The organism is Humibacillus sp. DSM 29435 (genome assembly GCF_001758225.1).
Taxonomy (GTDB): domain Bacteria; phylum Actinomycetota; class Actinomycetes; order Actinomycetales; family Dermatophilaceae; genus DSM-29435.
In genome coordinates, this window is record NZ_MAST01000034.1 from 301991 (window position 1) to 328486 (window position 26496).

General features: G+C 69.8%; 24 protein-coding genes. 13 read left to right on the forward strand and 11 right to left on the reverse strand.

The features are described 5' to 3' along the window. Window positions 1-44: 44 nt before the first annotated feature. From BA895_RS17630 to BA895_RS17645, 4 genes are read right to left on the reverse strand one after another with little or no spacing between them, the layout of a single operon-like run. The gene (locus tag BA895_RS17630) at window positions 45-1325 is read right to left on the reverse strand and encodes a glycosyltransferase (RefSeq protein WP_175442367.1); all 1281 of its coding nucleotides are present in this window, start codon (window positions 1323-1325) and stop codon (window positions 45-47) included. After that, the gene (locus BA895_RS17635; protein ID WP_070193153.1) at window positions 1322-2350 is read right to left on the reverse strand and encodes an LLM class flavin-dependent oxidoreductase; all 1029 of its coding nucleotides are present in this window, start codon (window positions 2348-2350) and stop codon (window positions 1322-1324) included. Before BA895_RS17635 ends, BA895_RS17630 begins: the two co-directional genes overlap by 4 nt. Then, the gene (locus BA895_RS17640; RefSeq protein WP_175442368.1) at window positions 2347-2916 is read right to left on the reverse strand and encodes a 2'-5' RNA ligase family protein; all 570 of its coding nucleotides are present in this window, start codon (window positions 2914-2916) and stop codon (window positions 2347-2349) included. The genes BA895_RS17635 and BA895_RS17640 overlap by 4 nt, the downstream gene beginning before the upstream one ends. Beyond that, window positions 2913-3359 carry a MarR family winged helix-turn-helix transcriptional regulator gene (locus BA895_RS17645; RefSeq protein ID WP_254666541.1) on the reverse strand — a complete coding sequence of 149 codons (447 nt, stop codon included), beginning with the start codon at window positions 3357-3359 and terminating at the stop codon, window positions 2913-2915. The genes BA895_RS17640 and BA895_RS17645 overlap by 4 nt, the downstream gene beginning before the upstream one ends. 89 nt (window positions 3360-3448) lie before the next feature. Between BA895_RS17645 and BA895_RS17650 the strand changes: the two genes are divergently transcribed. The 4 genes from BA895_RS17650 (at window position 3449) to BA895_RS17665 (ending at window position 8405) form a co-directional block, all read left to right on the forward strand. Next, window positions 3449-5326, forward strand: coding sequence for an ABC transporter ATP-binding protein (locus BA895_RS17650; RefSeq protein ID WP_371327734.1), 1878 nt, complete (start codon window positions 3449-3451; stop codon window positions 5324-5326). Window positions 5327-5504: 178 nt separating this feature from the next. Then, complete coding sequence (locus tag BA895_RS17655) at window positions 5505-6218, forward strand: laminin G domain-containing protein (RefSeq protein ID WP_070193155.1); 714 nt, start codon at window positions 5505-5507, stop codon at window positions 6216-6218. A 76-nt stretch (window positions 6219-6294) separates the two neighbouring features. Next, the gene (locus BA895_RS17660; RefSeq protein ID WP_070193156.1) at window positions 6295-6795 is read left to right on the forward strand and encodes a PH domain-containing protein; all 501 of its coding nucleotides are present in this window, start codon (window positions 6295-6297) and stop codon (window positions 6793-6795) included. Next, window positions 6792-8405 carry a PH domain-containing protein gene (locus BA895_RS17665; protein WP_083283492.1) on the forward strand — a complete coding sequence of 538 codons (1614 nt, stop codon included), beginning with the start codon at window positions 6792-6794 and terminating at the stop codon, window positions 8403-8405. Before BA895_RS17660 ends, BA895_RS17665 begins: the two co-directional genes overlap by 4 nt. Window positions 8406-8505: 100 nt before the next feature. Here BA895_RS17665 and BA895_RS17670 read toward each other — a convergent pair whose 3' ends face one another. Together BA895_RS17670 and BA895_RS23235 are read right to left on the reverse strand one after the other, a co-directional pair. Next, a complete protein-coding gene (locus tag BA895_RS17670; protein WP_070193157.1) occupies window positions 8506-9327 on the reverse strand; it encodes a hypothetical protein in 822 nt (273 codons plus the stop codon). 178 nt (window positions 9328-9505) lie between these two features. Further along, window positions 9506-10624, reverse strand: a complete 1119-nt coding sequence (locus BA895_RS23235) for an ankyrin repeat domain-containing protein (protein WP_254666542.1) — start codon at window positions 10622-10624, stop codon at window positions 9506-9508. 10 nt (window positions 10625-10634) lie between these two features. Here BA895_RS23235 and BA895_RS23675 point away from each other — a divergent pair, with 10 nt between their 5' ends. Then, window positions 10635-10877 (forward strand): hypothetical protein, encoded by a 243-nt coding sequence (locus BA895_RS23675; protein ID WP_139142745.1) that lies wholly within the window; start codon window positions 10635-10637, stop codon window positions 10875-10877. Here the strand turns inward: BA895_RS23675 and BA895_RS17685 are convergent. Then, window positions 10855-11868 (reverse strand): SMP-30/gluconolactonase/LRE family protein, encoded by a 1014-nt coding sequence (locus tag BA895_RS17685; protein ID WP_070193159.1) that lies wholly within the window; start codon window positions 11866-11868, stop codon window positions 10855-10857. The genes BA895_RS23675 and BA895_RS17685 overlap by 23 nt on opposite strands. A gap of 150 nt (window positions 11869-12018) precedes the next feature. Here BA895_RS17685 and BA895_RS17690 point away from each other — a divergent pair, with 150 nt between their 5' ends. Both BA895_RS17690 and BA895_RS17695 read left to right on the forward strand, forming a co-directional pair. Continuing rightward, a complete protein-coding gene (locus tag BA895_RS17690) occupies window positions 12019-13239 on the forward strand; it encodes a sensor histidine kinase (RefSeq protein ID WP_070193160.1) in 1221 nt (406 codons plus the stop codon). After that, window positions 13236-13883, forward strand: a complete 648-nt coding sequence (locus BA895_RS17695; protein WP_217493938.1) for a response regulator transcription factor — start codon at window positions 13236-13238, stop codon at window positions 13881-13883. Before BA895_RS17690 ends, BA895_RS17695 begins: the two co-directional genes overlap by 4 nt. Window positions 13884-14058: 175 nt before the next feature. On the opposite strand, the gene BA895_RS17700 is transcribed toward BA895_RS17695, so the two are convergent. From BA895_RS17700 to BA895_RS17710, 3 genes are read right to left on the reverse strand one after another with little or no spacing between them, the layout of a single operon-like run. Further along, the gene (locus BA895_RS17700; protein WP_070193161.1) at window positions 14059-14457 is read right to left on the reverse strand and encodes a homocysteine S-methyltransferase family protein; all 399 of its coding nucleotides are present in this window, start codon (window positions 14455-14457) and stop codon (window positions 14059-14061) included. A 40-nt stretch (window positions 14458-14497) separates the two neighbouring features. Continuing rightward, a complete protein-coding gene (locus BA895_RS17705; RefSeq protein ID WP_070193162.1) occupies window positions 14498-15535 on the reverse strand; it encodes a LacI family DNA-binding transcriptional regulator in 1038 nt (345 codons plus the stop codon). A gap of 1 nt (window position 15536) precedes the next feature. Beyond that, window positions 15537-18047: a glycoside hydrolase family 3 N-terminal domain-containing protein gene (locus BA895_RS17710; protein ID WP_254666543.1), complete on the reverse strand. Its 2511-nt coding sequence runs from the start codon at window positions 18045-18047 to the stop codon at window positions 15537-15539. A gap of 306 nt (window positions 18048-18353) precedes the next feature. On the opposite strand from BA895_RS17710, the gene BA895_RS17715 reads away from it, so the two are divergent. The 4 genes from BA895_RS17715 to BA895_RS17730 all read left to right on the forward strand — a co-directional run bounded on the left by BA895_RS17715 (window position 18354) and on the right by BA895_RS17730 (window position 22509). After that, entirely contained in the window at window positions 18354-19712 is a 1359-nt protein-coding gene (locus BA895_RS17715) for an extracellular solute-binding protein (protein WP_254666544.1), read from the forward strand. Window positions 19713-19822: 110 nt separating this feature from the next. Then, the gene (locus BA895_RS17720) at window positions 19823-20668 is read left to right on the forward strand and encodes a carbohydrate ABC transporter permease (RefSeq protein WP_070193250.1); all 846 of its coding nucleotides are present in this window, start codon (window positions 19823-19825) and stop codon (window positions 20666-20668) included. A gap of 1 nt (window position 20669) precedes the next feature. Further along, window positions 20670-21515: a carbohydrate ABC transporter permease gene (locus BA895_RS17725; RefSeq protein ID WP_070193164.1), complete on the forward strand. Its 846-nt coding sequence runs from the start codon at window positions 20670-20672 to the stop codon at window positions 21513-21515. 76 nt (window positions 21516-21591) lie between these two features. Continuing rightward, window positions 21592-22509 carry an NADP-dependent oxidoreductase gene (locus BA895_RS17730; RefSeq protein WP_070193165.1) on the forward strand — a complete coding sequence of 306 codons (918 nt, stop codon included), beginning with the start codon at window positions 21592-21594 and terminating at the stop codon, window positions 22507-22509. 62 nt (window positions 22510-22571) lie between these two features. Here the strand turns inward: BA895_RS17730 and BA895_RS17735 are convergent, their stop codons facing one another. Further along, window positions 22572-23957, reverse strand: coding sequence for a cation:dicarboxylate symporter family transporter (locus BA895_RS17735; protein ID WP_070193166.1), 1386 nt, complete (start codon window positions 23955-23957; stop codon window positions 22572-22574). Window positions 23958-24127: 170 nt separating this feature from the next. On the opposite strand from BA895_RS17735, the gene BA895_RS17740 reads away from it, so the two are divergent. Together BA895_RS17740 and BA895_RS17745 are read left to right on the forward strand one after the other, a co-directional pair. Next, window positions 24128-25774 (forward strand): sensor histidine kinase, encoded by a 1647-nt coding sequence (locus BA895_RS17740; RefSeq protein WP_070193167.1) that lies wholly within the window; start codon window positions 24128-24130, stop codon window positions 25772-25774. A gap of 22 nt (window positions 25775-25796) precedes the next feature. After that, window positions 25797-26486, forward strand: a complete 690-nt coding sequence (locus tag BA895_RS17745) for a response regulator (RefSeq protein ID WP_070193168.1) — start codon at window positions 25797-25799, stop codon at window positions 26484-26486. The last annotated feature ends 10 nt before the right edge of the window (window positions 26487-26496 follow it).

Below are 26496 nucleotides of genomic sequence, written 5' to 3' on the forward strand. Positions count from 1 at the left end.
CTTCTTCCGACGAGTCCCCGGGCTCGACCGCCAGTCCCCTCGGGTCAGCCGGCCCCGCTCAACAGGGCGTGCATCAGGCTGGCAGCGTGACCGGCGCCGTTCTCGTCGCGCAGCTGTTCACCGAGGTCGCGAGCCGTCGACGCCACCGTCGGTGACAGCGCCACCTCGATCGCTTGACGCAGACGCTCGGCGTCGAAGTGCTTGCGAGACAGAGGAGCCGAGCCGACGCCCAGCTCGGACACGCGACGGCCCCAGTAGGGTTGGTCGGCGATGTGCGGAACGACGACCTGAGGGGCGCCTGCCCGCAGGGCCGCCGCTGTGGTGCCCGCACCACCGTGGTGGACCACCACAACGCAACGCGGAAAGAGCCAGTCGTGCGGCACTGTCGCAACTGCCAGTACGGTGCCGGGAAGAGGCGCCGCCCCGAGGTCGGCCCACCCGGAGCTGACGATGCCTCGTCGGCCCGCTCGGTGCAGGGCGGTGACGAAGGTTCTCACCACCCCGACCGGGTCACCGGTGGGCATCGATCCGAAGCCGAGGTAGACGGGCGGCGACCCATCGTCGACGAAGGCGCGGAGGGCCGGGTCGACGACGCCCACCTCGGACGCGTCAGACGCCGTCGGGAACCAGAAGCCCGTCTGCCGGATCGAGGCCGGCCAGTCGGGCGACGGAGGAACGACGAGAGGGCTCGCCGCGAGCAGGGTGGGGGTCCGTCTCGCGGCAGCGGCGTAACCGAACATCGTGCGACCGGGCAGACCGTGCCGGCGCCGCAACAGGTCACCGGTCGACCGCACGACGCTCCAGGCCGCCTGCGCCGCCACCCAGCTCCAGCCGAGGTTGAGCACCGACCGGGACCGGGGCTGCAGAGCGAAGGTCGACGACGCACCGAACCCCGTCGGCCACACGGGTTGGAACGTCGCGTAGACGTGAGGGGTGCGCTGACCCCGTGTGGCCCCCGCCAGGGTCTCGACGGCGTCGAAGGTCAGCGCACTCGACACGACGGCATCCGCCGAACCGATGAGACGTTCGAGGTCGTCGGCCAGCGTCGAGGCGACGTGGCGCATCACCGTGCGCATCAGCCGCGCCTCGCGAACCTGGTTGGTGCTCGACCCGCCGAGCCATTCGCGCCCGATGTCGGACTCGATACCGCCTCGGAGGTCGAACGAGAGCGGTTCGAAGCGCAGGCCGTGCCCGACCACCAGGTCTCGGAACTCGTCGGCGGCGGCCAGCGACACGGTGTATCCGAGCCGCTGCAGCGACTCGCCCAGGGCCACGAACGGCTGCACGTCGCCGCGCGAACCCATCCCGACGAGCAGCACCCTCACTCGAGCAGCTCGCGCACCCGGGGCGCGACCTCCTCGGCGTACAGACGGATGCATTCCATCCGCTGTTCGTGCGGCAGCGTGCCGAAGGAGTACTTGAGCTGGAAGCGCGAGATGCCAAGGGAGCGAGCGGTATCGGCGATCTTGGTCGCCACCGTCTCGGGTGAGCCGCAGTAGACAGCCCCTTCCGGCCCGAGCTGCGCCCGCGCCTGACCCTCGCCCATCGGCGCCCACCCGCGCTCGCGCCCCAGCCTGTTCATGAACGGGATGAAGTGCGGTAGAAACTGCTCGACCGCCTGCTCGTCGGTGGCGGCGACGTAACCGGGAGAGTGCACCCCGATCGGCAGCTCGGGCCGGCCCATCTCGGTGAGGGCGCGGCGGTACAGGTCGGCCAGCGGCACGAACTGCTTGGACGATCCTCCGATGATCGCGATGACGATCGGGAAGCCGTAGTGCGCCGCTCGAACCACCGACTGCGGGGTTCCTCCCACCCCGACCCATGTGCGCAGCCGGCCCGACTCCGTCGCCGGCACCACGCCGGTGACCTCGACGGGCGGGCGGAACGTGCCACTCCACGACACCGGCCCCTCGGTCAGCACCGCCGCCAACAGGTCGAGCTTCTCGGAGAACAGGGTCTCGTACTGCTGCAGGTCGAGGCCGAACAACGGAAAGGACTCGACGAAAGAGCCTCTGCCGACGGTGATCTCGGCGCGACCGTGGCTGAGGGCGTCGAGCGTCGAGAAGCGCTGGAACACCCGGATCGGGTCTTCCGAGCTGAGCACGGTGACCGACGTGCCGAGCGTGATCCGCTCTGTGCGGGCGGCGAGCGCGGCGAGCACGATGTCGGGCGCGCTGATCGCGAAGTCGGGGCGGTGGTGCTCGCCGATGCCGAAGAAGTCGAGGCCGAGCCGTTCGGCCAGCTCACCCTCGGCCAGCACCTCGCGGATGACGACGGCGGGATGCAGCGGCGTGCCGCCGGTGTCGTTCGCGACGTCTCCGAAGGTGTCGAGGCCGAGTTCGAGGGTCATGCCCCCATCGTAGGGAGGTCGGGGTCGGCGCCGAGCGTCCACACCCGGCGCTCCACGGGGTTCCAGCGGCGTAGCGAGGTGATCGCCCCCTCGAGCTCGTCCAGACGTCCCAGGGCATCGAGCACCGCACCCAGCTGGCCACGGTCGACGCCCCGCGCCAGGGTCACGTGCGGGGTCCAACGGCCGGGCAGTACGAGGTCCGACACGCCCTCACCGCCGGCCATGAGGGCCGCGACGGCCGCCTGGAGCCTCATCAGCGGCTCGCTCGGCACGACGAGATGGGCCACGACGAGCCGGCGACCGCCGAGCAGCACCAGCGGGCCGAGGCGGCACGCCAGCGGCAGCCCCGACCCCGGGTCGCCGGCGAGGTCGACGAGCGTCTCTTCCACGTCGGCGGGCACACGCTCGGCCACCGACAGGGTCAGGTGCGGAGAGTTCGACTGGCCGCGGTGACTCGCCTGGCTCGGCAGGCCCGCCTCGGCGAGCACCGCCCACCGGCGGCGCACCTCAACGTCGGTGGCCTCGTCGAAGACCCCCTCGACCGACTGTCTCGGCGACACGCTCACCGGTCGAGGGTGGCCAGCATCCGGGCCAGCGACCGTCGCTCGGATGCCGTGAGGTCGCCGAAGAAGTGCTCGGCGTCGGCGCGTCGGGCCGCGTCGACCTGCGCCAGCACGGCCTCCCCCTGCGGCGTGAGGCGCACGGTCATGGCCCGTCGGTCGTCGGGGTCGGGCTCGCGGTCGACCAGGCCCCGCCCCTCGAGACGGTCGATGACGTCGGTGGCCGAACGGGGCGCGATGCGCAGGTGCTCGGCGACGACACCCAACCTCGTCGGTCCGTGACGCCCGACGACCCGCAGCGCGCGTCCGTCGTGGGGCGAGAGGTCGACCGGCCCGAGACCCACCGACCACCGACGACGCAGGGCCCGCGCCGCTCCCATCAGCAGCTCGTCGAGAGCCGGCTCCGCGGCGGCCACCGGCTGGGGCGTGACGTCATCGGCAGGGGGCATGCCCCGCAGCATACGGCTCGAGTTGCACCTCTACCTCATTGTGAGGTAACCTCACCATCATGAACTGGACAACAGAGATGGAGTAAACCTTGACAGCCACCACCGAAACCCGAGGCGCCGGCCCCCGTTCCAGCGGCGGAACCCGCGGCATTCCCGGCCCCGCCAAGATCGACCCCCGAGACCGCGCTCAGCTCGACGAGTCACCGGTGTCGATGCGCCGCGTCGTCGCGCTGTTTCGCCCCCATCGCCGCACGGTGGCCATCGTCACCGCGACGGTCGTTCTCATCTCGGTCATCTCGATGGCCAGCCCCTTCCTGCTGCGCGCGGTCATCGACGACGCTCTGCCCCACCAGAACGTCAGCCTGCTGCTCTGGGCGGTGGGCGGCATGCTCGCCGTCACCGTCATCACCTCGCTGCTCGGCGTCGTGCAGACCTGGCTGACCACCGCCGTCGGCCAGCGCGTCATGCACGGCCTGCGCACCGACGTCTTTCGCCACCTGCAGCGCCAGTCGATCGCCTTCTTCACCCGCACCCGCAGCGGTGAGGTGCAGTCACGCCTCACCAACGACATCAGCGGCGTGCAGTCGGTCATCACCTCGACCGCCACGTCGATCGCGAGCAACGTCACCACCGCCATCGCCACGATCGTCGCCATGGTCGCGCTCAGCCCGCGCCTGTCCCTGCTCTCGTTGTTCGTCATCCCGCCGGCGATCTGGATGACCCGCCGGGTCGCCCTGCTGCGGCGCGACATCACCTCGACCTTGCAACGGCGCCTCGCCGACCTGCAGAGCCAGGTCGAGGAAGGGCTCAGCGTCAGCGGCGCCACGCTCATCAAGACCCTCGGAGCGGGCCCGGCCACGGCCGACCGTTTCACCGCCATCTCTGGCGACCTCATCGACCTCGAGCTGCGCTCGCAGCTGGCCGGGCGCTGGCGGCTGGCCACGATGCAGATCATCTTCGCCGCCATCCCCGCCCTCATCTACCTCGCGGCCGGCTTCCCCGCCACCTCGGGCGGCATGACCATCGGCACCCTCATCGCGTTCACCACGCTGCAGGCCGGCATCTTCCGCCCCCTCATGGGCCTGCTCAACGTCGGCGCCCAGTGGGTCACCTCGATGGCCCTGTTCAGCCGCATCTTCGGCTACCTCGACCTCCCCGTCGACGTCGCACCGCCCGCCCACCCCGTGGCGGTCGACCCCGACCGCATGCGTGGCGACGTGCGTTTCGAGAGCGTGCGCTTCAGCTATGAGCCGGATGCCGCCGAGCCGCGGTTCGCCGTCGACGACGTCACGCTCGAGGTTCCCGCCGGCACCACCCTGGCCCTCGTCGGCGAGACCGGCTCGGGCAAGTCGACCCTCGCCGGCCTGCTCTCCCGACTGCACGACCCGAGCAGCGGCCGGGTCACCATCGACGGGATCGACCTACGCGACCTGGCACCCGAAGACCTCGCCCGCATCGTCGGCGTCGTGTCGCAGGACACCTACCTCGTGCACGCCTCGATCCTCGACAACCTGCTGCTGGCCGCTCCCGAGGCCGGCGAGCCCGAACTGTGGCAGGCCCTGGAGGCCGCGCAGGTGTCCGAGCTCGTGACCGGGTTGCCTGACCAGCTCGACACCCTCGTGGGTGCCCGCGGCCACCGGTTCTCCGGGGGCGAGAAGCAGCGCCTGGCCATCGCTCGAACCCTGCTGCGTAACCCGCGGGTGCTCATCCTCGACGAGGCGACGAGCGCCCTCGACAACGAGACCGAGCGTGAGCTGCAGACCGCGATCGACCGGCTGATGGCCGGCCGCACGACCCTGACCATCGCGCACCGGCTCTCCACGATCCGTGCTGCGGAGCAGATCGCGGTGCTGGGTGAGGGCCACGTCGTCGAGCTCGGCCACCACGACGAGCTGATGGTCCAGGCCGGCCGCTACGCCCGCCTCTCGGCCGCTCGTTCCGAGCCGTCGGCCCTCACGGCCGCCTGACCCGCCGCGACCCAGGCGATATCCGCGCTTTCGTGCAGGAGCGTCGGTTTTCCCGGGCCTCCTGCGGCCACAAGACGGTTACGGAATGCTCGTTCGCCAGACAACGAGTTGCGGTCGGTTGTCTAGTGACGTATAACCGGCCGGCTAGCGCCGGGGCAAGCGACACAACGGGGGAACCATGAGAACACGCACCTTGGCATCGCTCGGCGCCGGCATCGTCGTGGCGGGCACCTGTCTACTCAGCACTCCGGCTCAGGCCGACACCGACGGCACGATCGCGTTCTGGGACATGAGCGAGCCGGCGGGTTCGACCGTGCTCGTCGACCAGAGCGGCCATGGTGTCAACGGCGCCATCGGCAGCGGCATCCAGCTCGGAAAGCTCGACCGGTCCACCGGCACGACCTTCTTCAAATGGCCGTTCGCAAAACCGAACACCACCCCGGCCGACGCCCCTCGGCTCATCCGGGTCACTGACCCCAGAACCAACCCCGGCACGGCCGACTTCACGGTGGGGATGCGCTATCGCACCACGCAGAACTTCGGCAACGTCATGCAGAAGGGCCAGAACGGCAACAAGGGCGGCTACTGGAAGATCGAGATCCCGAAGGGTCACGCCACCTGCCTGTTCAAGGGGCAGAGCGGATCGGTGCTCGTCAACTCCAGCATCATCCTCAACGACGGACAGTGGCACACGATCGTCTGCAGCCGAACCTCCACCGGCGCGACCATGGTCATCGACGGCACCACGACGCGCCACAAGTCGGGCTTCGCCGGCAACATCTCCAACAACGTCCCCATGACCATCGGCGGCAAGAGCAACTGCGACCAGGTGACGATCACCTGCGACTTCTTCACCGGCGACATCGACTGGATCAAGCTCAGCACGCCGTGACGCCCCCTCGCAAGTAGGACGTGCGGCCGCACCCCTCGCGACCTGACCAGGCTCGCGGGTGTGACACCGTGTGCCCATGGACCTTCCCGACCAGCAGGCCCTGCGTGAGCCCTCGCAGCGCGTCTCACCGCGAGCCGTGCGGATGTGGACGGTCGAGGCCCTCTTCGTCGTCGCCTGGCTCGTCGCCGGGATGGTCGCCTGGTGGTTTCTCGACACCGGCTCCCGAGATGCGCAGTGGGTGGTCGGTTCGATCCTGCTCGTCGTCTCCGTCGGCTACGTCGCGATCATGCCCCGGTGGCGATTTCGGGTGCACCGTTGGGAGGCAACCTCCTACGCGATCTACACCCAGACGGGCTGGATCAAACAGGAGCGACGCATCGCGCCGCTCAGCCGCGTGCAGACCGTCGACCTCGAGCGCGGGCCGGTGGCTCAGCTGTTCAAGCTCGCCTCCGTCACCGTGACCACCGCGTCGGCGGCCGGGCCGGTCAAGGTGCACGGGCTCGAGCTGGCGGTGGCGGAGGAGCTGGTCGAAGGGCTCACCGCGGCAGCGGTGGCCGAGAAGGGCGATGCGACATGACCGAACAACCGCCCGAGCCCTTCCCCGCACCCGGCCCGGAAGCGGCGACGGGGCCCGTCCCCGACCTCGCCTGGCGGCGGCTCGATGCCCGGATGCTGCTCATCCACCCCCTCGAGACGCTGGTTCGCGCCCTCCCGGCCGTGCTCGCGATCTTCCTCGCCCGAGCCGGTTCCGACAGCGACGAACGCTGGGAGCTGATCGCCGTTCCGGTGATCCTCGCCTTGGGAGCGCTGCGGTGGGTGACGACGCGCTACCGCATCCAGGGCGGTCAGATCGAGCTGCGCCGGGGGTGGCTCAACAAGCAGACCACGACGGCGCGACTCGACAAGGTGCGCACCGTCGACCTCACGGCCAAGATCTACCACCGGGTGCTCGGCCTGGCCAAGGTCGAGATCTCTACCGGCAGCTCAGCGAAGGAACGCCTCGTGCTCGACTCGCTGCGGGTCGAGCAGGGCCGCCGGCTTCGCGCTGAGCTGTTGCACCGCGTCGACCGGGCGGTCACCGCACGGCCGGCGCCGACGGGCCGGCCCGTCGACGCTGCCGTGCTGGGCACGGCGGCTGCTCCTCGCGAGGGTGGCGACGTCGAGCTGCTGCGTCTCGACCCCGCCTGGGTGCGCTACGCGCCGCTGACGCTCACCGGCCTGGCCAGCGCCGCTGCCATCGTGGGCGTTGCCAGCCAGGGCTTGCGCACGGTCGGCGACGAGAGCGACACCATCAGGTCCGGGGCCAGATGGGTGTCCGAGCTCGAGTGGTGGACCGACCTGCTGCTCGTGCTCGTCGTGGTCTCGGCGCTAGCGGTGATCGCCTACGTGCTGACCTTCTGGGGCTTCCGTCTCACCCGCAACCAGCTCGGTAGCCTGCACACCCGCCGCGGGTTGCTGACGAAGCGGGAGACGAGCATCGACCACGCCCGCGTGCGCGGCATCCGCTTCGACGAGCCCCTCGGCCTGCGCCTGGCCGGCGGGCGTCGTCTCAAGGTCGTCACGACCGGCCTGCTGCACGAGCACGGCGGGAGCGACTGGCTGTGCCCGCCGGCCCCCGCAGCCGTGGTCACCGGGCTGGCCCGCGCCATCGTTCCCGACGAGGATGCCGTTGCCGGGCGTCTGCAGCAGCACGGCCCTGCCGCCCGCCGTCGCCGCCTCACCCGAACGTTGGCTCCGACGCTCGTGCTGCTGGTCGCACTTACCGCCGCGACCCTCGCGTGGGGCTGGCCGCCGGCGGTGGTCGCGCCGCTGCCGATCCTGCTTCTCGCGGCCGTCGCCCTGGCCCGCGACCGCTACGCCGGTCTTGGCCACCGCGTGACGCCTGGTCACCTGGTGGCCCGGGAAGGGTCGCTCGACCGCCGGCGCGTGGTGCTCGACCGCTCGGGGATCATCGGGTGGAAGGTGGAGCAGTCGTTCTTCCAGCGCCGAGCCGGCGTTGCGACTCTCGTCGCGACCACCGCCGCCGGGCAGCAGCACTACGACCTGGTCGACCTCCCCCTCGAACGGGCCTACGCCGTCATCGCGGAGGTCAGCCCCGATCTGCTCGCCGAGTTCCAGCCGTCACTGCCCGAAGGACCCGGGGCCATCGACTCATGCCGAGATCAACCTCTCGACTCGTCCACCTAGCTGAGGCCACCCACCTGGTGGCTACCTCTTCGGTGAGACCCGGACAGGCCCGTACGACAAGCAGTGCTCAATTTCCGCCTGTCGTACGGTGACGGTCAGATCACGACATACGAGCAGGTTCCCGGGACGTCACTGAACCCCACGCAATGGCGGTCCGGTAGCTGTAACGGTCGGAGAAGTCCACCCATTGGTGGGTGTCCGGATCGAGGAGGTACGCGTTGGCAGTCACATGAATCACGCCGGGCACGAACGGCTTGTTGGGGTGCACGGTGAACGTGCGCTCGTGGAAGGTCCCGTCACACGGCGGAACCTGGGGGTCGCCTGGTCCGTAGCCGCCGATCCGGCCGCCGTTCTGCCATGCCGAGACGTCGAAGTAATCGAGTACGTAGGGGGCCAGACACTTGACGGAGGCACTGAAGACCGCGCTGCCGTCGGCGGTGAGCCGGACTGGACCGGTCGCGATCTTGGCAAACACATAGGGACGCAGATAGACGCTCTGCGTCGCGACGACCGCCGGCAGGGGTTTCATCGTCTGTGGGTCGAGAACTGTCAGGCTGGCCGTCACCATTGAGGGACCGACGTGGAACTTCTCCTCCTCGACGCTGTAGGAGGCCACGGAGATGTCTCGACGAACCCCGTCGCAGACGATGTCGTCAGTGCGGCCACTGTAGCGCTCACCTCGGAGCGACTCCTGAGTGACCTTGACGGTCAGTTCGTTGAGGATGGCACCGCCGAAGCATCGAATTGACAGGGTCAGGGTCGCTGGACCAAATCTCAACGGGCCTCCGACATCCCTGATCTTGAGTTGCGGTGGAGCAATGTGCCTAGCCGTGGTGGCGGCTGACGCGGGACCGCCCAGGCCGGCCAGCACGAGGGCTGCCACTGCCGTCAGTCCGAACACCCTGCGCTTGACTCTGCCCATGACAAGACCAATCTCTCGATGTTGACCGTTGCTGAGCCGCCCCGCCGGCGGTGGGCTCAAGTGTGCCCCACACGGTCTCGACTCGGGTCGTGAACTGGCGAACTGCAGCTCAAGTGCGGCTCGGCTGCTGCGATGTCGGGCACCAACAGATCGAGGTGAACGTCTGGGGCCTGGCTTCTCAGCGAGGCTGCAGCAGGGTCACAATCTCGCGCTGTCCCTTCGACCGCGCATGCTGCACCGCGGTCACCCTGTCACCGTCGGGCAGCGCCGGGTCGGCGCCCGCCGCGAGCAGAGTGGCGACGATGCGCTGGTGGGCTGGGCCGCCGTCGCCGAGGATGACCGCCTCGAGCAAGGCGGTCCAGCCCAGGCGGTTCACGTGGTTGACGTCGATGCCGGTCTTGACGACCCGGTCGACGTAGTCGGCGTGCCCGCGCTCGCTGGCCGGGATGACCGAGACCCCGCCGTAGCGGTTGACGATCGTCAGGTCGGGGGTCGCTGGCAGCAGCGCCTCGAGCATGGCCGCACTTCCCGTGACGCCGGTGACCAGCCAGGGTGTGTCGTGACGGTCGTCGAGCGCATCGGCGCTCGCCCCCATCGCCACGAGCAGCCTTGCGGCGGCAACGTGGTCGGAGGTCACTGCGAGCAGCAACGCGGTGCGGTCGCGGCTGTCGCGCGTCTCGATCTGGGCCCCCGAGCGGAGGGCGAGCGCGACCCGGTCGGCGTCTCCGTCGGCCGCGGCCGCCAGCAGCTCCACGTCGGGGCGGGCCACCGGCTGGGCGGAGGCGGCCTTCTCAAGCACGGTTTCGAGCAGTGGAAAGCCGCGCAGCCGAGCCATCTGCAGGGGCGTGCGGCCCTCGCTGAGCGACGGGGTGGTGAGGTCCGCCCCTCCGGCGACAAGCACCCGCACCGTGTCGACGTAGTCGGCAGTGTTCGCGCCGAGCCAGACGGCCTCGTGCACCGCTTGGTAGCCGATGCGGTTCACGTGGTCGCGGTCGATCCCGGACTGCAGCAGCTGCCCGACGACAAGGGCATGTCCGCGCTCGGCGGCCCGGATCAGCCCGGTGCCGTTCCAGCTGTCCTTGTCGTTGACATCCGCACCGCTTCGCAGCGCCAACCGCAGCAGCTCGAGGCGGCCCTCACTCGCCGCGATGAGGTAGGCCGACTGCCGGGTGGAGTCCTGGGCGTTGACGTCGGCGCCCTTTTCGATGAGGCCGGCGGCCTGTCCGACGTCGTTGCGCCAGGCCGCAGCCCGCAGCTGGTCGTCGAGCCGCGCCTGCTCCGCCGTGGAGAGCTTCACCGCCCTGCCTATGGGCGTCGAGCCGGTCGTCGGCGACATGGTGGGCTCCTTCGTGGTCGGTGGCGAGCTCGGCGGTCGCACGCTGGTCGGCCGCCCTGTCGAGGTCGCTGTCGAGGTCGCTGTCGACGTCGCCGTCGAGGCCGCGAGACCCGCATCCGAGCTCGTACAGCCCGACAGTGCGACACTCGCCGCCAAAGCGGCGGAGGCTACGACACGACGGCTCATCCCCCTCATCGTGCCAGTGGCCGGGTGACGACCTCGTAGGGCCCCGACGCGACCGGTTCGTCGAACTTGCTGTCGACGTAGAGAGTGCGGCCCCACAGGGTCTTCGCGGTCGTCAGCACCCGCTGCGGGTCACTGGCCTGCTGACGCACGAGACGCGCCGAGCGACCCGACGGCTCGAGCCGGAGCGTCGCGATCATCCGCTGGAAGTTGCGCACGACCGTGAGCCGGTTTCCTTCTCGCACCAGCCCGTCGGCGCCGGTGAGATCGGCGCCGCCGGTCGCGACCGCCGACACCGCCCGGGTGCGCAGGTCGAACCGCCAGAGGTCTCCGGTCGTGCCCTGCGCCACGACGAGGGCTCGGCGGTCGGCCGTCACGACGACGCCACCGAGGTTGAAGCCCTCCGTGGTCTCGATCGTTCCGGTGGCGTCCGACCACAGTTCGACACCCCAGCCGATGGGGCCGGTCGCGACCCGAAACACCTGGGGCGTATTGGAGTTCGTGAAGTAGGCGGCACCGTCGGGCCCGATGGCCACGTCGTTGAGAAAGACGTTGTCGCCGGGCGCCCGCAGCGCCGCCAGCAGCCGACCGCTCTGCGAGTACACCCAGAGGTCGGGCCGCCCCGTGCCGATGCCGTTCGGGCCACCGGCGATGTAGACCCGCCCCGCGTCATCGACAGTGACGCCGCGGGCGGTGAACCGGCCGTCTACGCCGTCGCCGGGGAGCCACTCCTGAGTGCGACCGAACAGCGCCCAGCCGCGGTGGATCTCGCCTCCGGTGACCTCGCTGACGTAGAAGAGCCCTGTGCGCTGGTCAGCGCCGATCCCCTCGAACTTCGAGCCTCCGTCGTCTCCGGTCAGCCGGTACGTGCTCAGCGGCCCGTGCCGATCGGCGGATGCCGCCGGGCCGGGTGTCGTTCGCGTCGTCGCCGACACCGGGGCGACTGACGCTTCGGCGGCGACGGGGAGGACGACGAACGGAAGGGTGGCCGTGGCCACGATCGCGATGGCGGTTCGTTTCATGGTGGCTCCTGGAATGAGGTCGAGGTGGCGAGGTGTGCTGTCCTTCCACGATCGACGAGAACGCGCGAGGGCGCGTCGGGCAACGGGTCAGTGACGAGTAGCCGATCGGATGACGCCGCGCGCCCCTCGCGTCCGTACGCTGGGACGATCATGCGCAGCCAGCACACCCAGAACGAGGTCGACGTCCGGCGCCTTGGCGTGCGCGGCATCCTCGCCCCGGCGGCCACCCTCGACGCCTGGTTGCACGGGGTGCTGGTGGTGCTCATCCTCGTGTGTGCGGCTCGCTACGTGCTGCGTCACCCGGTCGACCTCACCGCCGGGCTCATCCTGGCCGGCGCCACTGCCCTGGCGGTCGTCTACACGGCCCGTCCACTCGTAGCAGGACGCTCGTGGGGCCCCACCGCATGGGTCGCCGTCGTGCTGACCCTCTGGATGGGGCTGACGCTCGTCGCGCCCTCGTTCTCGTGGACGGCCGTGCCGCTCGCCTTCGCCGCCCTGCAGATCCTGCCGTTCCGTGGCGCCGTGGGCGTCGTGGTCGTGATGACGGTCGTCGTCAGCCTGGCGTGGAACCGGATCACCGACGAGGTCGACCCGACGGTGGTCGTCGGGCCGATCGGCATCGCCCTCGTGACGGTGATCGCCTACCGCGCTCTCGACCTCGAGTCGCGAACCCGTCAGCTGCTCCTCGACGAGCTCACCGAGGCGCAGGCCGATCTTGCTATCGCCCAGCATCGCTCGGGTGTGCTCTCAGAGCGCGGCAGGATCTCGCGCGAGATCCACGACTCCGTCGGCCAGGGCCTCTCGAGCATCAACCTGCTGCTCAACGCCGCCGAGCAGGAGTGGAGCCGCCGCCCCGACCTCGCCCGGCACCACGTGCAGACCGCTTCGGCGACCGCGCGGGAAGGTCTCGACGAGGTGCGCAGTGTGGTGCGCGACCTGGCGCCCGAGGATCTCGAGGCCGATGACGACGGCGCGGCCCTGCCCGTGGCGCTGGCCCGGCTCACCGAACGAGAGGGACACGGCATCGAGGTGCAGCTCAGGGTTCACGGCACCGTGGTGGCGGTGCCCCCGCCGGTGGCGAGCGCGATCGTGCGCTCGGCGCGGGGAGCGCTCGCCAACGTGGTGGAGCACGCCGGGGCGAGCCGCGCCGTGGTCAGTCTCACCTACCACCCTGACGAGGTGCTGCTCGATGTGCGAGACGACGGGCGGGGGTTCGAGCCGAACGACGGACCGGGGTCGGGCCCGCGCGGTCGGGGGCTGCGCGGCATCCGGCAGCGGACTCACGAGCTGGGCGGCCGGGTGGAGGTGGAGAGCACCCCCGGCGACGGGGCGACGGTGTCGGTGCGCTTCCCGCTGGAGGGTCGGCCGTGAGCGTGAGATCCCCGGTCACCCTGGTGATCGTCGACGACCATCCGGTGGTGCGGGCCGGCTTGCGAGCGCTCGTGGACGGCCAGCCCGATCTCACCGTCGTCGGTGAGGCGAGTGACCTGCGCAGCGCCCGCCGTATCGTGACCCTCGAGCGCCCAGACGTCGTGCTGATGGACCTCAGCCTCGGAGACGGCCCCGGCGGGGCCGAGGTCACGCAGGTGCTGCGTGCCTTGGCCGACCCGCCGAACGTACTCGTGCTGACCACCTACGACACGGAGAGCGACATCCTCCGGGCACTCGACGCAGGAGCCGTGGGGTACCTGCTCAAGGACGCACCACCCGACGAGCTCTTCGCCGGCATCCGGTCGACGGCACGAGGCGAGACGGTACTCGCGTCAGCGGTGGCCGCCACCCTGGTGCGACGGGCGTCGTCGCACGCCGCGGGGAGCCGAGTCGTCACCGAGCGAGAGGTCGAGGTGCTCGAGCTGCTCTCGAGCGGCCGTGGTAACCGTGAGATGGCCCGCGAGCTGCTCGTCTCGGAGGCCACGGTGAAGTCGCACCTCTCGCACATCTACACCAAGCTCGGGGTCGACACGAGGGCCGGCGCCGTGGCGGCCGCCATCGAGCAGCGCATCATTCGCCGCTGAACCGCCGCCCTGTCGGGTCTGCCACCCTGCACTGTGCGGCCACGTGGCGAGCGTCGGTGCCGCAGCATCCCCCACGATGGCGAGACCGGGCAGCATCGGTCGCAGTCGCCCGGTGGCTACCGCCAACCGAGACGGGTCGCCGTCGTCGAGCGTGGTGGCCGCCAGCGTCGAGCCGTCAGGCAACCGCCCATCGGTCTCCGCGGTGAACGAGATCAGCTCCGGCCAGGGCGTCGACCTGCGCCCGGTGGTAGTCGGCCGACTCCTGCGCCCCCATCCTCGCCTCGGCCTGGTAACCGTCGCCGCGGGGGCCGATCATCCCACTGACCAGGGTCCTCGGAACGGCATCCGCCCTCTCCTGCGCCAGATCGCGCAGCAACGCGACAGCAGCCCGGTTGAGCCGCGTGAGAGCCACCCCGTCGTACCCGAGGCGTCGGCCCCAGTCGCGGTTGGCGCGCCACGTCGGTGACTCGAGCATGAGGCCGGATGCCGCCGACGCCGCGATCCTCGCGTAGTCGGCGTAGTAGTCCGACAGCAGCTGTCGGCCGGTCGCCGAGTCGAGCGGGAGCGAGAACATCCAGCCCGTGTTGTGTACGAGAAGGGCGCTACGGACTGGGTCAGCGCGATGGCGGCGCTGTGGACTCCCTGAGGATCAGGTCGGTGGCGAGCTCGACGTGGTGCGAGTCGACCGACCCGCCGTCGCTGAGACGAAGGGCGGTACGCACAGCGAGCCGGCCCATCTCGGCCAGGGGCTGGCGCACCGTGGTCAGCGGTGGAGACGACATCCGCGCGAGCTGGGTGTCGTCGAAGCCGACGATGCTGAGATCCGCCGGCACATCGAGACCGCGCCGCCTGGCCGCCTCCATGACCCCCACGGCGATCTCGTCGGAACCGGCGAAGATCGCGGTCGGCGGCGAGGGCAGGTTGAGCAGCTCCAGCCCGCAGTCGACACCGTCTGAGTAGATGAAGCGCGACGAGCGCACGAAGCCGTCGGGCACGGGCACTCCGGCGGCCTCCATGGCCGCGCGGTAGCCGTGCATCCGAGCCTGGTTGCAGGCCGCCTGTGAGTGCCCTCCGAGATAGGCGATGCGCCGATGACCGAGGTCGAGCAGGTGCTGAACCGCACTGACCCCACCGGAGAAGTTCGTCGAGCCCACGCTCGTCACGTCAACGTTCGGCATCTCGAGCGGGTCGATGACGACGAGCGAGATCCCCTCGCCGGCAAGGGCGGAGAGCTGCGATGACGACAACACACTGGTTACGGCGATCAGAGCCCGTCGCCCGGCCACGGACAGCCCGCGGGCCCAGCCACGAGCGTCCGCGTCGGCGGGTCCAGCCCCGATGGGCCGGCACGTGACCACCACCGGAACGCCCGACTCGGCCGCCGCGTCGAGTACACCCTGGAGCACCTCCGCGGTGTAGGCGTGCAGGTCGCCCTCGAAGGCGAGCTCGAGCACGTCGGTCGTGGTGGCCGGCAGCCGGTGCGTCGTGCGTGGCAGGTAGCCGTGCTCATCGAGCAGCTGCCGCACCCGGGCCCGGGTGGCATCAGACACGTCGCTACGGTCGTTCACGACCTTCGACACGGTGGCCACCGAGACTCCGGCCTGCGTCGCCACCGCCGAGAGGGTGGTGCGCCCTTGGGTCTTGGTACCCACGTCACAAGCCCTGCGGGGTGCGCAGCGGGGCCGAGACCTCGACGGGGGTCACCAGCACGCCGCCGGCCGAGACGACCCGTAACGGCCCGGTCAGCCGCACGGTGGCACTGCACGGCAGGCCATCAGACGACGAACCGACCCACAGCCGGATCTCCCCGGGCTCGACGACCCGACGCAGGTCACGCCCGGTGAAGCCGGTGCGGTCGGCGTGCACTCGGAAGGTGACGAAGCGTGACTCGCCGGGTTCTACTGCTACGCGGGCAAACCCGATCAGGCTCTTCACCGGCCGCGTCACCTGCGCGACCACGTCGTGCAGGTAGAGCTGCACGACCTCCTCGCCGGCACGGTCGCCCACGTTGGTCACCCGTACCGTCACGCTCAGTTCGCCGCCGGTGTCGATCTCGTCGGAACTGAGACTCAGGTCGCTGACCTCGAACCGGGTGTAAGACGAGCCGAAGCCGAACGCGAAGAGCGGCGTCGGGTCGAGTGTGCTGATGCCGCCCCCGCCCAGCCCAAGAGGGGGTTGGAGATAGGTGCTCGGGCCGCCTCCGGCGATGCGGGGAACCTGAACCGGCAGCTTCCCAGTGGGCTGCACCCGACCCGACAGGATGCCGGCCAGCGCACCTGCTCCCTCCTCACCGGGCATGAACGCCTGCACCAGAGCGGCCGCGCCCTCGGCGACCTCGCCCAGCGCATACGGGCGGCCCGACACGACCACGACCACGACGGGGGTGCCGCTGGCGATGAGCGCGGCGACGAGCTCTCCCTGCACACCGGGAAGCGACAGGTCAGCGGCGTCACAACCCTCCCCAGAGGTGCCCTGACCGAACAGGCCCGCGAGGTCACCCACCGCGACCACACACAGGTCGGCCTCCTGAGCGCTCGCCAGGGCCGCCTCGAAGCCGGTGCGGTCGTTGTCGTCGATGGCGCAACCCTGGGTGAAGGTGACCCGCGCCTCCGGCAGCTCCGAGGCCAGTGCGTCGACGAGGGTCGGTACCGCGACGCCGAGCCCGCGCGCCGGGTAGCGCGGCAGCACATGGTTGGGAAAGGCGTAGCAGCCCATGAAGGTTCGAGCGTCAGCGGCCGTCGGCCCCACCACGGCAATGGTTGCGGGCGACGTTCGGCCGGGGCCTGTCAGCGGTAGAGCCGTGCCGGCGTCGAGCAGCACGACGCTGCGCTCAGCGAGCCGCCTTGCGAGCTGCCGGTTGGCCGCGCTGTCGAGCTCGACGCGGTCTGCGCCCGCCGCTGATCCTTCCGGGGTCCACCCCGGGTCGAGCAGGCCCAGCCGGATCTTCTGTCGCAGCACCCGGCGGGCGGCCCGGTCGACGAGCTGTTCGTCGAGGTCTCCACGCGCGACCCGGTCGGCGAGGTGCTGCCCGAAGCCCAGCGTGTCGGGCAGCTCGACGTCGAGCCCCGCGCTCAGCGACTGCGCGCCAGCGTCGTCGACGTCGACTGCCACCCGGTGCATCGAGGCGAGGAACGGCACCGCCCAGTAGTCCGACACGACCGTGCCGGTGAAGCCCCAGGTCTCACGCAGCAGCTCGGTGAGCAGCCACGCGTCGGCGACCGCCGGCACCCCGTCGACGTCGGAGTAGGAGTTCATCACCGAGTCGGCGCCCGCCAGCCGAACGGCCATCTCGAAGGGCGGCAGGATGACGTCGAGGAGCTCGCGCCGCCCCATCGAGACGGGGCCGTGGTTGCGGGCCGCCCGGGCGGCCGAGTAGCCGGCGAAGTGCTTCAGGGTGGCCACGACCCCCGCGCTCTGAAGCCCTCGTACGTAAGCCGATCCGAGCATGGAGACGAGATAGGGGTCTTCGCCCATGGTCTCCTCGACCCGACCCCAGCGGTAGTCACGCACCACATCGAGCACCGGCGAGAGGCCTTGATGAACCCCCAGTGAAGCCATGTCCCGACCGATGGCGGAGGCCATCTGCTCGACGAGGTCAGGGTCGAAGGTCGCACCCCACGCGATCGCAGCCGGATACACCGTGGCGCCGTAGGTGGTGAACCCGGTCAAGCACTCCTCGTGCACGATGGCCGGGATGCCGAGTCGCGAGCAGTCGATGACGACGTGCTGCTGGCGCACCACCTCGGCGGCGCCCTCCGCAGCGGTCCGGGGGACGCTGCCGTAGATACGCGTCAGGTGCCCGAGACCATACGCCGCAGCGTTCTCGAGCGACACCGTGCCCGAGGCCGCGAACACGTCCTGCATCGGGGCCACGTTGAGCACGGCATCGGAGTCGGGTGCCTCAGGGGGGTCGATCGCGGTGGAACCGGCGGTATCGGCTGGGTCGTCGGCGTGCATGTCGTTACCGAGCCACCGGCTGCCGAGCTGGCCGACCTTCTCCTTGGTCGTCAGGGCCGCGAGCAGCGCATCCGTTCGCTCGTCGAGCGAACGTCGCGGGTCGCGCCACGGCTCGGTCTCCCGGGCGTCTCGGGAGTCTCTGGTGAGGTCGGCCGCGCCGAGGCCCGGCGATGCGGTGGCGGTCGGTGCTGGCTGCGTGTCGGGCACGAACAGCTCCTTTGTGGTTCTGGAGAAACGTATCGAAAACTTTCGGTCACCCTAGTACCCCAGCGGCTGCACTGTCATCATGCACAGTTCGCGCCGTGAACGAGTGATCCAGATCCAAAATCCTCGCAACAGATCGTGATGTCCAGGGTATTGACAGCGCAAAGTTTCGAAAAGTACCGTCAAACCCACTCACTGTTGCGAAACCAGGGTGACTTGGTCCGCAGCGCAGCCGCTGCGCTACCGGCCCCACACCCCGGGCGACACCAGGACGGCCGACAGTCGGCCACGACCCAGACGGAGATCACCGTGGATCCCAGAACAACCTCTCGTCGTACCTTCCTCGGGCTCGCCATGGGCGTGCCCCTGGTCGCAGCCCTGGCGTCGTGCGGCAGCGACGGCCCCAGCAGCACCCCAGGCAGCACCGGCGGCGCCGGAGCAGGTGCGGGCGGCGGATCAGGCGCCAGCTACTGGTCACTCACCGGCCAACCCGGTGAGGGCATCCGCCAAGCCACGGTCGACCGCTTCAACAAGGCCAACTCGAGCACGCCCATCAAGCTCACCCTGTTCCAGAACGACGCGTACAAGACGAAGATCAAGACGGCGATCGGGGCCGGTCAGTCTCCCACCATCATCTGGGGCTGGGGCGGCGGCACCCTGCGCACCTACGCCGAAGCCAACCAGGTCGAAGACCTCACCTCGTGGTTCGCCGAGAACCCCAAGGTCAAGGGCCGCCTCTTCCCGTCGTCGTTCGGCGCCGGCACCGTCGACAAGAAGATCTACGCGATGCCTTGCGAGACGGTGCAGCCCATCGTTCTCTACTACAACAAGAAGGTTCTCGACAAGGTCGGCGTGGCGCCCCCGAAGTCGTGGGGCGACATCATGGCCATGGTCCCCAAGCTCAACGCTGCCGGTATCGCACCGTTCTCCCTCGGCGGCCAGTCGCGGTGGACCAACATGATGTGGCTCGAGTTCCTCTTCGACCGCATCGGTGGGCCAGAGGTCTTCCAGGCCGTGTTCGACGGCCAGAAGGACGCCTGGTCGAACCCCGACGCCATCACGGCGCTCACCAAGATGCAGGACCTCATCAAGGCCGACGGCTTCATCAAGGGCTTCTCGTCGATCACGGCCGACTCGAACGCCGACCAGGCACTGCTCTACACCGGCAAGGCCGCCATGATGCTGCACGGTTCGTGGACCTACGGCAGCATGAGCGCCGACGGCGGCGACTTCGTCTCCAGCGGGAGCCTCGGCTACATGAACTTCCCACCCGTCGAGGGTGGCAAGGGCGACCCGAGCGACACCGTCGGCAACCCGGGCCAGTACCTGTCGATCTCGGCCAAGGCCAGCGACGCCGAGAAGGAGACCGCGAAGAAGTTCTTCGCCACCGCCATCCTCGACGACGCCGAGGTCAAGTCGTGGATCGACACCGGGTCGATCCCGATCGTCAACGGCAGCGACGCGAAGATCGCGGGCTCCAAGGATGCCGACTGGCTGAAGTTCCTCTACGGCGTGGCGAGCGGCGCGAAGGTGTTCGCCCAGTCGTGGGACCAGGCGCTCAGCCCGACGGCCGCCGAGACGCTGCTCGACAACATCTCCAAGCTGTTCCAGCTGTCGGTGACCCCGCAGCAGTTCGCCGACAACCTCAACGCGGTCATCGGCAAGTGACCTCGACGAGCGTTCGGCCCGTGCTGCCGGCCCCACCCGGGGGCGGCAGCACGGCCGGCAGCACGGCCGGCCGGTCTGGCGGCAAGGTCGGGGTGGGCTCCGTCGGCTGGATGGCTGCCCCCGCGCTGCTCTTCTTCACCGCCTTCGGAGTGATCCCGCTCTTCGGTGTGCTGGCGCTCAGCTTCACCTCGTGGGACGGTATCGGCGCGATCCGCTTCGCCGGTTTCGACAGCTGGACCGCCGTGCTCACCAACCCCGGGCTCCCCCACGCGCTCTGGGTGACCTTCCTGGTGATGGCTCTCTCGTGGCTGGTGCAGACCCCTCTCAGCATCCTGCTGGGGGTGTTCCTCGCCGGTGCGGAGCGCTACCGCGCCGTGTTGTCGGTGCTCTACTTCCTCCCGTTGTTGCTCAGCTCGGCCGCCATCGCGATCACCTACAAGGCGCTGCTCGACCCCAACTTCGGTCTCGGTGCGGGCCTCGGCCTTCCGTTCCTCTCCCAGGACTGGCTGGGCCGACCGAACCTGGCCCTCGGCGTCGTGGTCTTCGTCGTGTCGTGGCAGTTCATCCCGTTCCACTCCCTCATCTACCAGGGCGCCGTGCGGCAGATCCCGACCTCGATGTACGAGGCGGCGCAGATCGACGGGGCCGGGAGGATGCGCCAGTTCTTCTCGATCACCCTGCCCCAGCTGAAGAACACCATCGTCACCTCCTCCACCCTGATGGTCGTCGGCTCGCTGACCTTCTTCGACCTCATCTACATCCTCACCGCCGGCGGCCCGGGCGACGCCACCCGGGTGCTCGCCCTCGACATGTACATCACCGGTTTCCAGGCCAACCTGATGGGGCCGGCGAGCGGCATCGCGCTCATCCTCGTGCTCGTGGGTCTGTCCATCGCCCTGCTCCTGCGACGCATCGGTGGCGGCGACGACACCGCCAGCCAGCTCGAAGGAGCCTGACATGACGGCCGTCACCACCCTTCGACGCCGCGCCGCGAAGCTGAACTGGATCGGTGGCCTCGCGGGCTGGTTCTGGCTCGCGATCGTGATCATCCCGATCTACTGGATCGTCATCACGAGCCTGAAGCCGCAGAGCGTCTACTTCGTGACGAACCCGTTCGCCCCGCCGACCAGCCCGACCCTCGACTCCTACCGCCTGGTCATCGAGTCCAACTTCGTCCGCTACTTCTTCAACAGCGTGATCGTGACCGTCGGCGCCGTCGTGCCAGCGGTGTTCGTCTCGTTCATGGCCTCTTTCGCGATCGTGCGTGGCCGTGGGCGCTTCCTCAAGTCGGTCAACGGGCTGTTCCTCATGGGTCTGGCCATTCCGCTTCAGGCAACGATCATCCCGGTCTACCTGCTCATCATCCGGCTACACCTCTACGACACCCTGCTCGCCCTGATCCTGCCCTCGATCGCCTTCGCGATCCCGCTCTCTGTGCTCGTGCTCTCGAACTTCGTGCGTGACGTGCCGAACGAGCTGTTCGAGTCGATGCGCCTCGACGGGTGCAGCGAGTGGCAGACGCTGTGGCGGCTCGCGCTGCCCCTCACCCGCCCCGCTCTCGTGACGGTCACGATCTACAACGCCCTCGGCATCTGGAACGGCTTCCTGCTCCCCCTGGTGCTGACCCAGAGCCCTGACCTTCGCGTGCTCCCACTGGCCCTCTGGACCTTCCAGGGGCAGTACAGCGTCAACGTGCCCGCTGTGCTGGCCTCGGTCGTGCTCACCACGCTGCCCATTCTCGTGCTCTACGTGGTCGGTCGCCGCCAGCTGTTGAGCGGGCTCACGGCCGGCTTCAGCAAGTAGGGTCGGAGCGCTACCGAGCGCCCGCGGCCCGGCATCCGGGCCACGCCGATCCTTTTACCGTGGAGCCATTCTCATCATGAAAGCCTTCGTCCTGCCCTACGCCGGAGCCGAGCTGCCGCAGCTCGCAGAGGTGGCCCCGCCCGCGACGTCTGCTGACGAGCTGCTCGTGCGGGTGAAAGCGGTCGGCGTCGGCATCCACGACTCGTACTTCCTGCCCGGCGACGCCACCTACCCCTACCCGATCGGGATCGAGGCGGCGGGGGTCGTCGAGACGGCGGGACTCGCCGTCACCGCACACCACCCGGGCGACCGGGTCGCGTTCGTCAGCTCGATGCAGCCCAAGGGCGGAACGTGGGCCGAGTTCGTGGCGGTGCGAGCCGACAGCCTCATCGTGTCGGTCCCTGAGACGATGAGCTTCGTCGAGGCGGCTGCCCTTCCGGTTGCCGGCAACACCGTTCTCCGCGCGCTGCGGGCCCTGGGCCCCGCCGCGGGCTCGCTGTTCATCGCCGGCGGGTCAGGGGCCATCGGCACCCTCGCCATCCAGCTGGCCGTCCGGCGGGGGTGGAGGGTGGCGGCATCCGCCTCCGAGGGCAACCGCGACTACCTGCGCTCCCTCGGCGCCGAGCTGGCCGTCGACTACCGCGACCCATGCTGGGCGGCTCAGGTTCTCCGGTGGATGCCGGGTGGTGTCGACGCTGCGATCGCCGTGCAACCGGACACCTCGACCGGCAGCCTCGGTGTCGTCCGCGACGGTGGCGGTCTCATCAGCATCTCGGGCGACCGACTGGAACCGGAGCGGGGAATCGTGGTGCAGGTGGTTCCGCACAGCGCGGATGTGGGTGACGAGCTGAGCCGGCTCATGCTCGACGTGGCCGCCGGTGAGGTTCGGGTGGAGATCGAACAGGTGCTCGCGTTCGAGGATGCCGGGGAAGCGCTGGCGAAGGTGGCCACTCGGCACGCTCGGGGCAAGATCGTCCTGCAGCTCGACGCCTGAGCACGCCGGCGCCACCGCTCGAGAGCGGTGGCGCGACTGCGGGTGACTGACGCCGGTGGGGGTCAGCGTGTAGACGGCACCAGGTCGTGCTCCGGATCGGGCCCTGACGGTTCGACCGAGTCGTCATCGTCGTTGTCCAACATCGACGCTTCGTCGAACGGGCGCTGCCCGGAGAGCACGGCATCCGCCTGCTCCCGGTCGATCTCACCGACCCAGGTGCCGATGACCACGGTGGCAATGGCGTTGCCGGCGAAGTTCGTCAGGGCGCGGGCCTCGCTCATGAGCCGGTCGATGCCGACGATGAAGCCGACGCCGGGCACCAGGTCGGGCCGGTGCGACTGCAGTCCGCCGGCGAGGGTGGCCAGGCCGGCCCCGCTGACTCCGGCCGCGCCCTTGCTCGCGATGATCATGAACACGAGCAGCGAGACCTGCTGGCCGATGCTGAACGGCTTGTCCATGGCCTCGGCGATGAAGAGGCTGGCCATCGTCAGGTAGATCGCGGTGCCGTCGAGGTTGAAGGAGTAGCCGGTCGGCACGGTGATGCCGACGACCGGTCGCGAGACGCCGAGGTGCTCCATCTTGGCGATGAGCCGCGGGAGGGCCGACTCCGACGACGACGTCGAGAGAATGAGCAGGAACTCGCGGGCGAGGTACTTCATCAGCGACCAGACGCCGATCCCGGCGACCATCTTGAGGACGGACCCGAGAAAGCCGAAGACGAAGATGATGCAGGTGGCGTAGAAGGCGAGCATCAGCAGACCCAGGCTCTTGAGCGACTCGAGGCCGGTGGCCCCCACGAGAGCGGCCATCGCGCCGAAGGCGCCGACGGGTGCGGCCCACATGATCATCGCCATCAGCCGGAAGACCAGCCGCTCGAGGTGCTTGATTCCGCGCAGAACCGGCTCACCCTGTTTGCCCATCTTCTGCAGCGCGAAGCCCACGAGCAGGGCGACGAGCAGGGCCTGCAGCACCGAGCCCGAGGTCAGGGCCGACACCAGGGTGTCGGGGATCAGGCCGAGCAGGAAGTCGGCCGTGGTCTCGGAGGTCTTGGCCACCTGAGAGGTTCCCGACGCGGTGATCGCGTCGGTCAGGTCGAGGCCGGCGCCCGGCTTGACGATGTTGCCCACGACGAGCCCGATGCCCAGGGCGACGGTCGACATCGCCACGAAGTAGCCGAGGGCGAGCCCACCGACCCGGCCGACCTGGGCGGCCTTGCGCACCGAGCCGATGCCGAGCACGATCGTGCAGAAGATGATCGGGGTGATCATCATCTTGATGAGGTTCACGAACCCCGAGCCGAGCGGCTTGAGGCTCTTGCCCACCTCAGGAAAGATGGCGCCCACCGCGATGCCCAGGAGCATGGCCACGATGACGGCGATGTACAGATAGTGCGTGCGGTCGCGCTTCTTCGTCGTGGTGTCGACGGCGCTGTCGGCGGTGCTGCTCACGGTGACCTCCAGGTCGGGCAGGGTCGGGCGTTCAGAGGGTGGTCGGGGCCCGGGTCTGCCGGGCCGGCTGATCCGACTATGGCGGCGAGGGTGACTAGGGTCACGGTTGTGTTCATTGAGTTCTCGAGCCCACTCGAGACCCGGCGAGGCCCCGTTCCGGTGGGGCGACCGTGAGTGCCCTCTTCGGCAGGGCCCGACCGACCCGGCTGTTGCCGGCGCGTTGGAGCGTCGCGACACAGACGTTCGTGCTGCAGGTCGGCATCGCGGTCGTGGTCGTGGCGGCCGGCCTGGTCGGAACCTGGCTGCAGGCCGAGCGCACCGCCGATGATGGTGCCATCGACCGGGCGACGGCGGTGGCCGAGACGATCGCCCTCACGCCTTCCGTCATCGACGCCGTGTCAGGGCCGTCACCGACCGCGCCGCTCCAGCCGTACGCCGAGCGGGTGCGCAAGGAGTCTGGAACCGACTTTGTCGTCATCATGACCCTCGACGGCATCCGGTACACCCACCCCGACCCCAGCCAGATCGGCAAGCGCTTTCTGGGCCACATCGAGGCGGCCCAGCGGGGCGGCATCGTCAAGGAGGACTACACCGGCACCCTCGGCCCCTCGGCCCGTGTCGTGGTGCCCGTCACCGACGACGGCACCGTCGTAGGCCTCGTGTCGGTCGGCATCCGCAAGACGGCGGTCGGCGAGCAGGTGCGGTCGCGGCTGCCCGGGCTGCTCCTCGCCGGCCTGGCCGCCGCCCTCCTGTCGGGTCTGGGCACCGCCTTGGTGGCGCGCCGAGTGCGTCGCCAGACCCACGGTCTCGACGAGCGCCAGCTGCGCGAGATGTACGAGTACTACGACGCGGTGCTGCACGCCGTGAGCGAGGGCCTGGTGATCACCGACCTCGACGGCCGCCTCCGCCTCGCGAACGACGAGGCGGTGCGCCTGCTCGACCTGCCCCCTGATGCGGTGGGCCGGGCCGTCGGCGACCTCGGGCTCGCCGCACCCCTCGCGACGGTGCTGGGGGATGCCGGGCCGCACCAGGACGAGCTGCACGTGACCGCGGCGCGCGTGCTGGTCGTCAACACCGCCCCGGCCCAGTGGGACGGTCGGCTGCTGGGTCAGGTCGCCACGCTGCGTGACCGCACCGATCTCGAAGCACTCACGGGAGAGCTCGACTCGGCTCGCGGACTCACCGAGGCCCTCCGCTCCCAGGCGCACGAGGCCGCCAACCGGCTGCACACCATCATCAGCCTCATCGAGCTCGGTCATGCGGACCGGGCTCTCGACTTCGCCACCGACGAGCTGCAGGTCAGCCAGCGCCTGACCGACAGTGTGGTCGGCGCGGTCGACGAGCCCGCCCTCACTGCACTGCTGCTCGGCAAGGCCGCCGAGGCACACGAACGCGGCATCGACTTCGAGATCGCTCCGGACTCCACGTGGCGACCCGACATCGCGCCGACCCGGGATGTGGTCACGATCGTGGGGAACCTGCTCGACAACGCCTTCGACGCGGTGTCGGCGGTCGACCTGTCGAGCGGCGTGCGACGGGTGACCATCTCGGCCAGCAGCCATCCGAGCGACGGCGACGAAGGTGGCGGCTGCGCCGTGCTCGTCGTCTCCGACACCGGTCCGGGGCTCCCGCCAGGTGGGGTCGACGATGCGTTCCGGCGGGGCTTCTCGACCAAGGAGCAGGGCAGCGCCGGCAGACGGGGCATCGGGCTGGCCCTGGTCGCGCAGTCGGTCACTCGGCTCGGTGGCCACCTCGAGGTGTCGGGCCCGCCGGGTGCCACCTTCACGGTTCGCTTCCCGCTGCCGGACCGGGCGTGAGGCTCGGGAATGAGGCTCGGGAATGAGTGACGACCACGATCTTCGGGTGCTGGTGGTCGAGGACGAGCCCATCGCCGCGCAGGCCCACACGGAGTACGTCTCGCGGGTGCCCGGCTTCGTCGTGGTCGACACGGTGGGGACCAACCGCGACGCCCTGCGCGTTCTCCGGCAGAGCCCGGTCGACGTCGTGCTGCTCGACCTGAACCTGCCGGACCGGCACGGGCTCGACGTCGTGCGCGCGATGCGCGCGGCGGGCTACCGCGCCGACGTCATCGCCGTCACCTCGGCCCGAGACCTCGACGTGGTTCGCACCTCGGTGTCGCTCGGCGTGGTGCAGTACCTGCTCAAACCGTTCGTCTTCGCCACGCTGCGCGACCGTCTACTCGCCTATCGCGCCTACCGCGACCAGCTCGCCGACGTGGCCGAGCTCGGCTCACAGTCGGAGGTCGACGACGTGTTCGCCGGGCCGCGCAGCCCGGTCGACACCCGGCTGCCGAAGGGCATGGGCGAGGAGCTGCTCCTACGGGTCTCCCGGGTTCTGCGGGAGGCCGAGGGCGGGCGCTCGGCGTCCGAGATCGCCGAGCAGGTCGGCGTGAGCCGAGTCACCGCCCGCCGCTACGCCGAGTACCTCAGCGACAACCGGCAGGTGACCCGCAGCTCCCGTTACGCGGGGGCCGGCCGCCCCGAGGTGGAGTACCTCTGGTCGCGCTGACGCGCAGTTC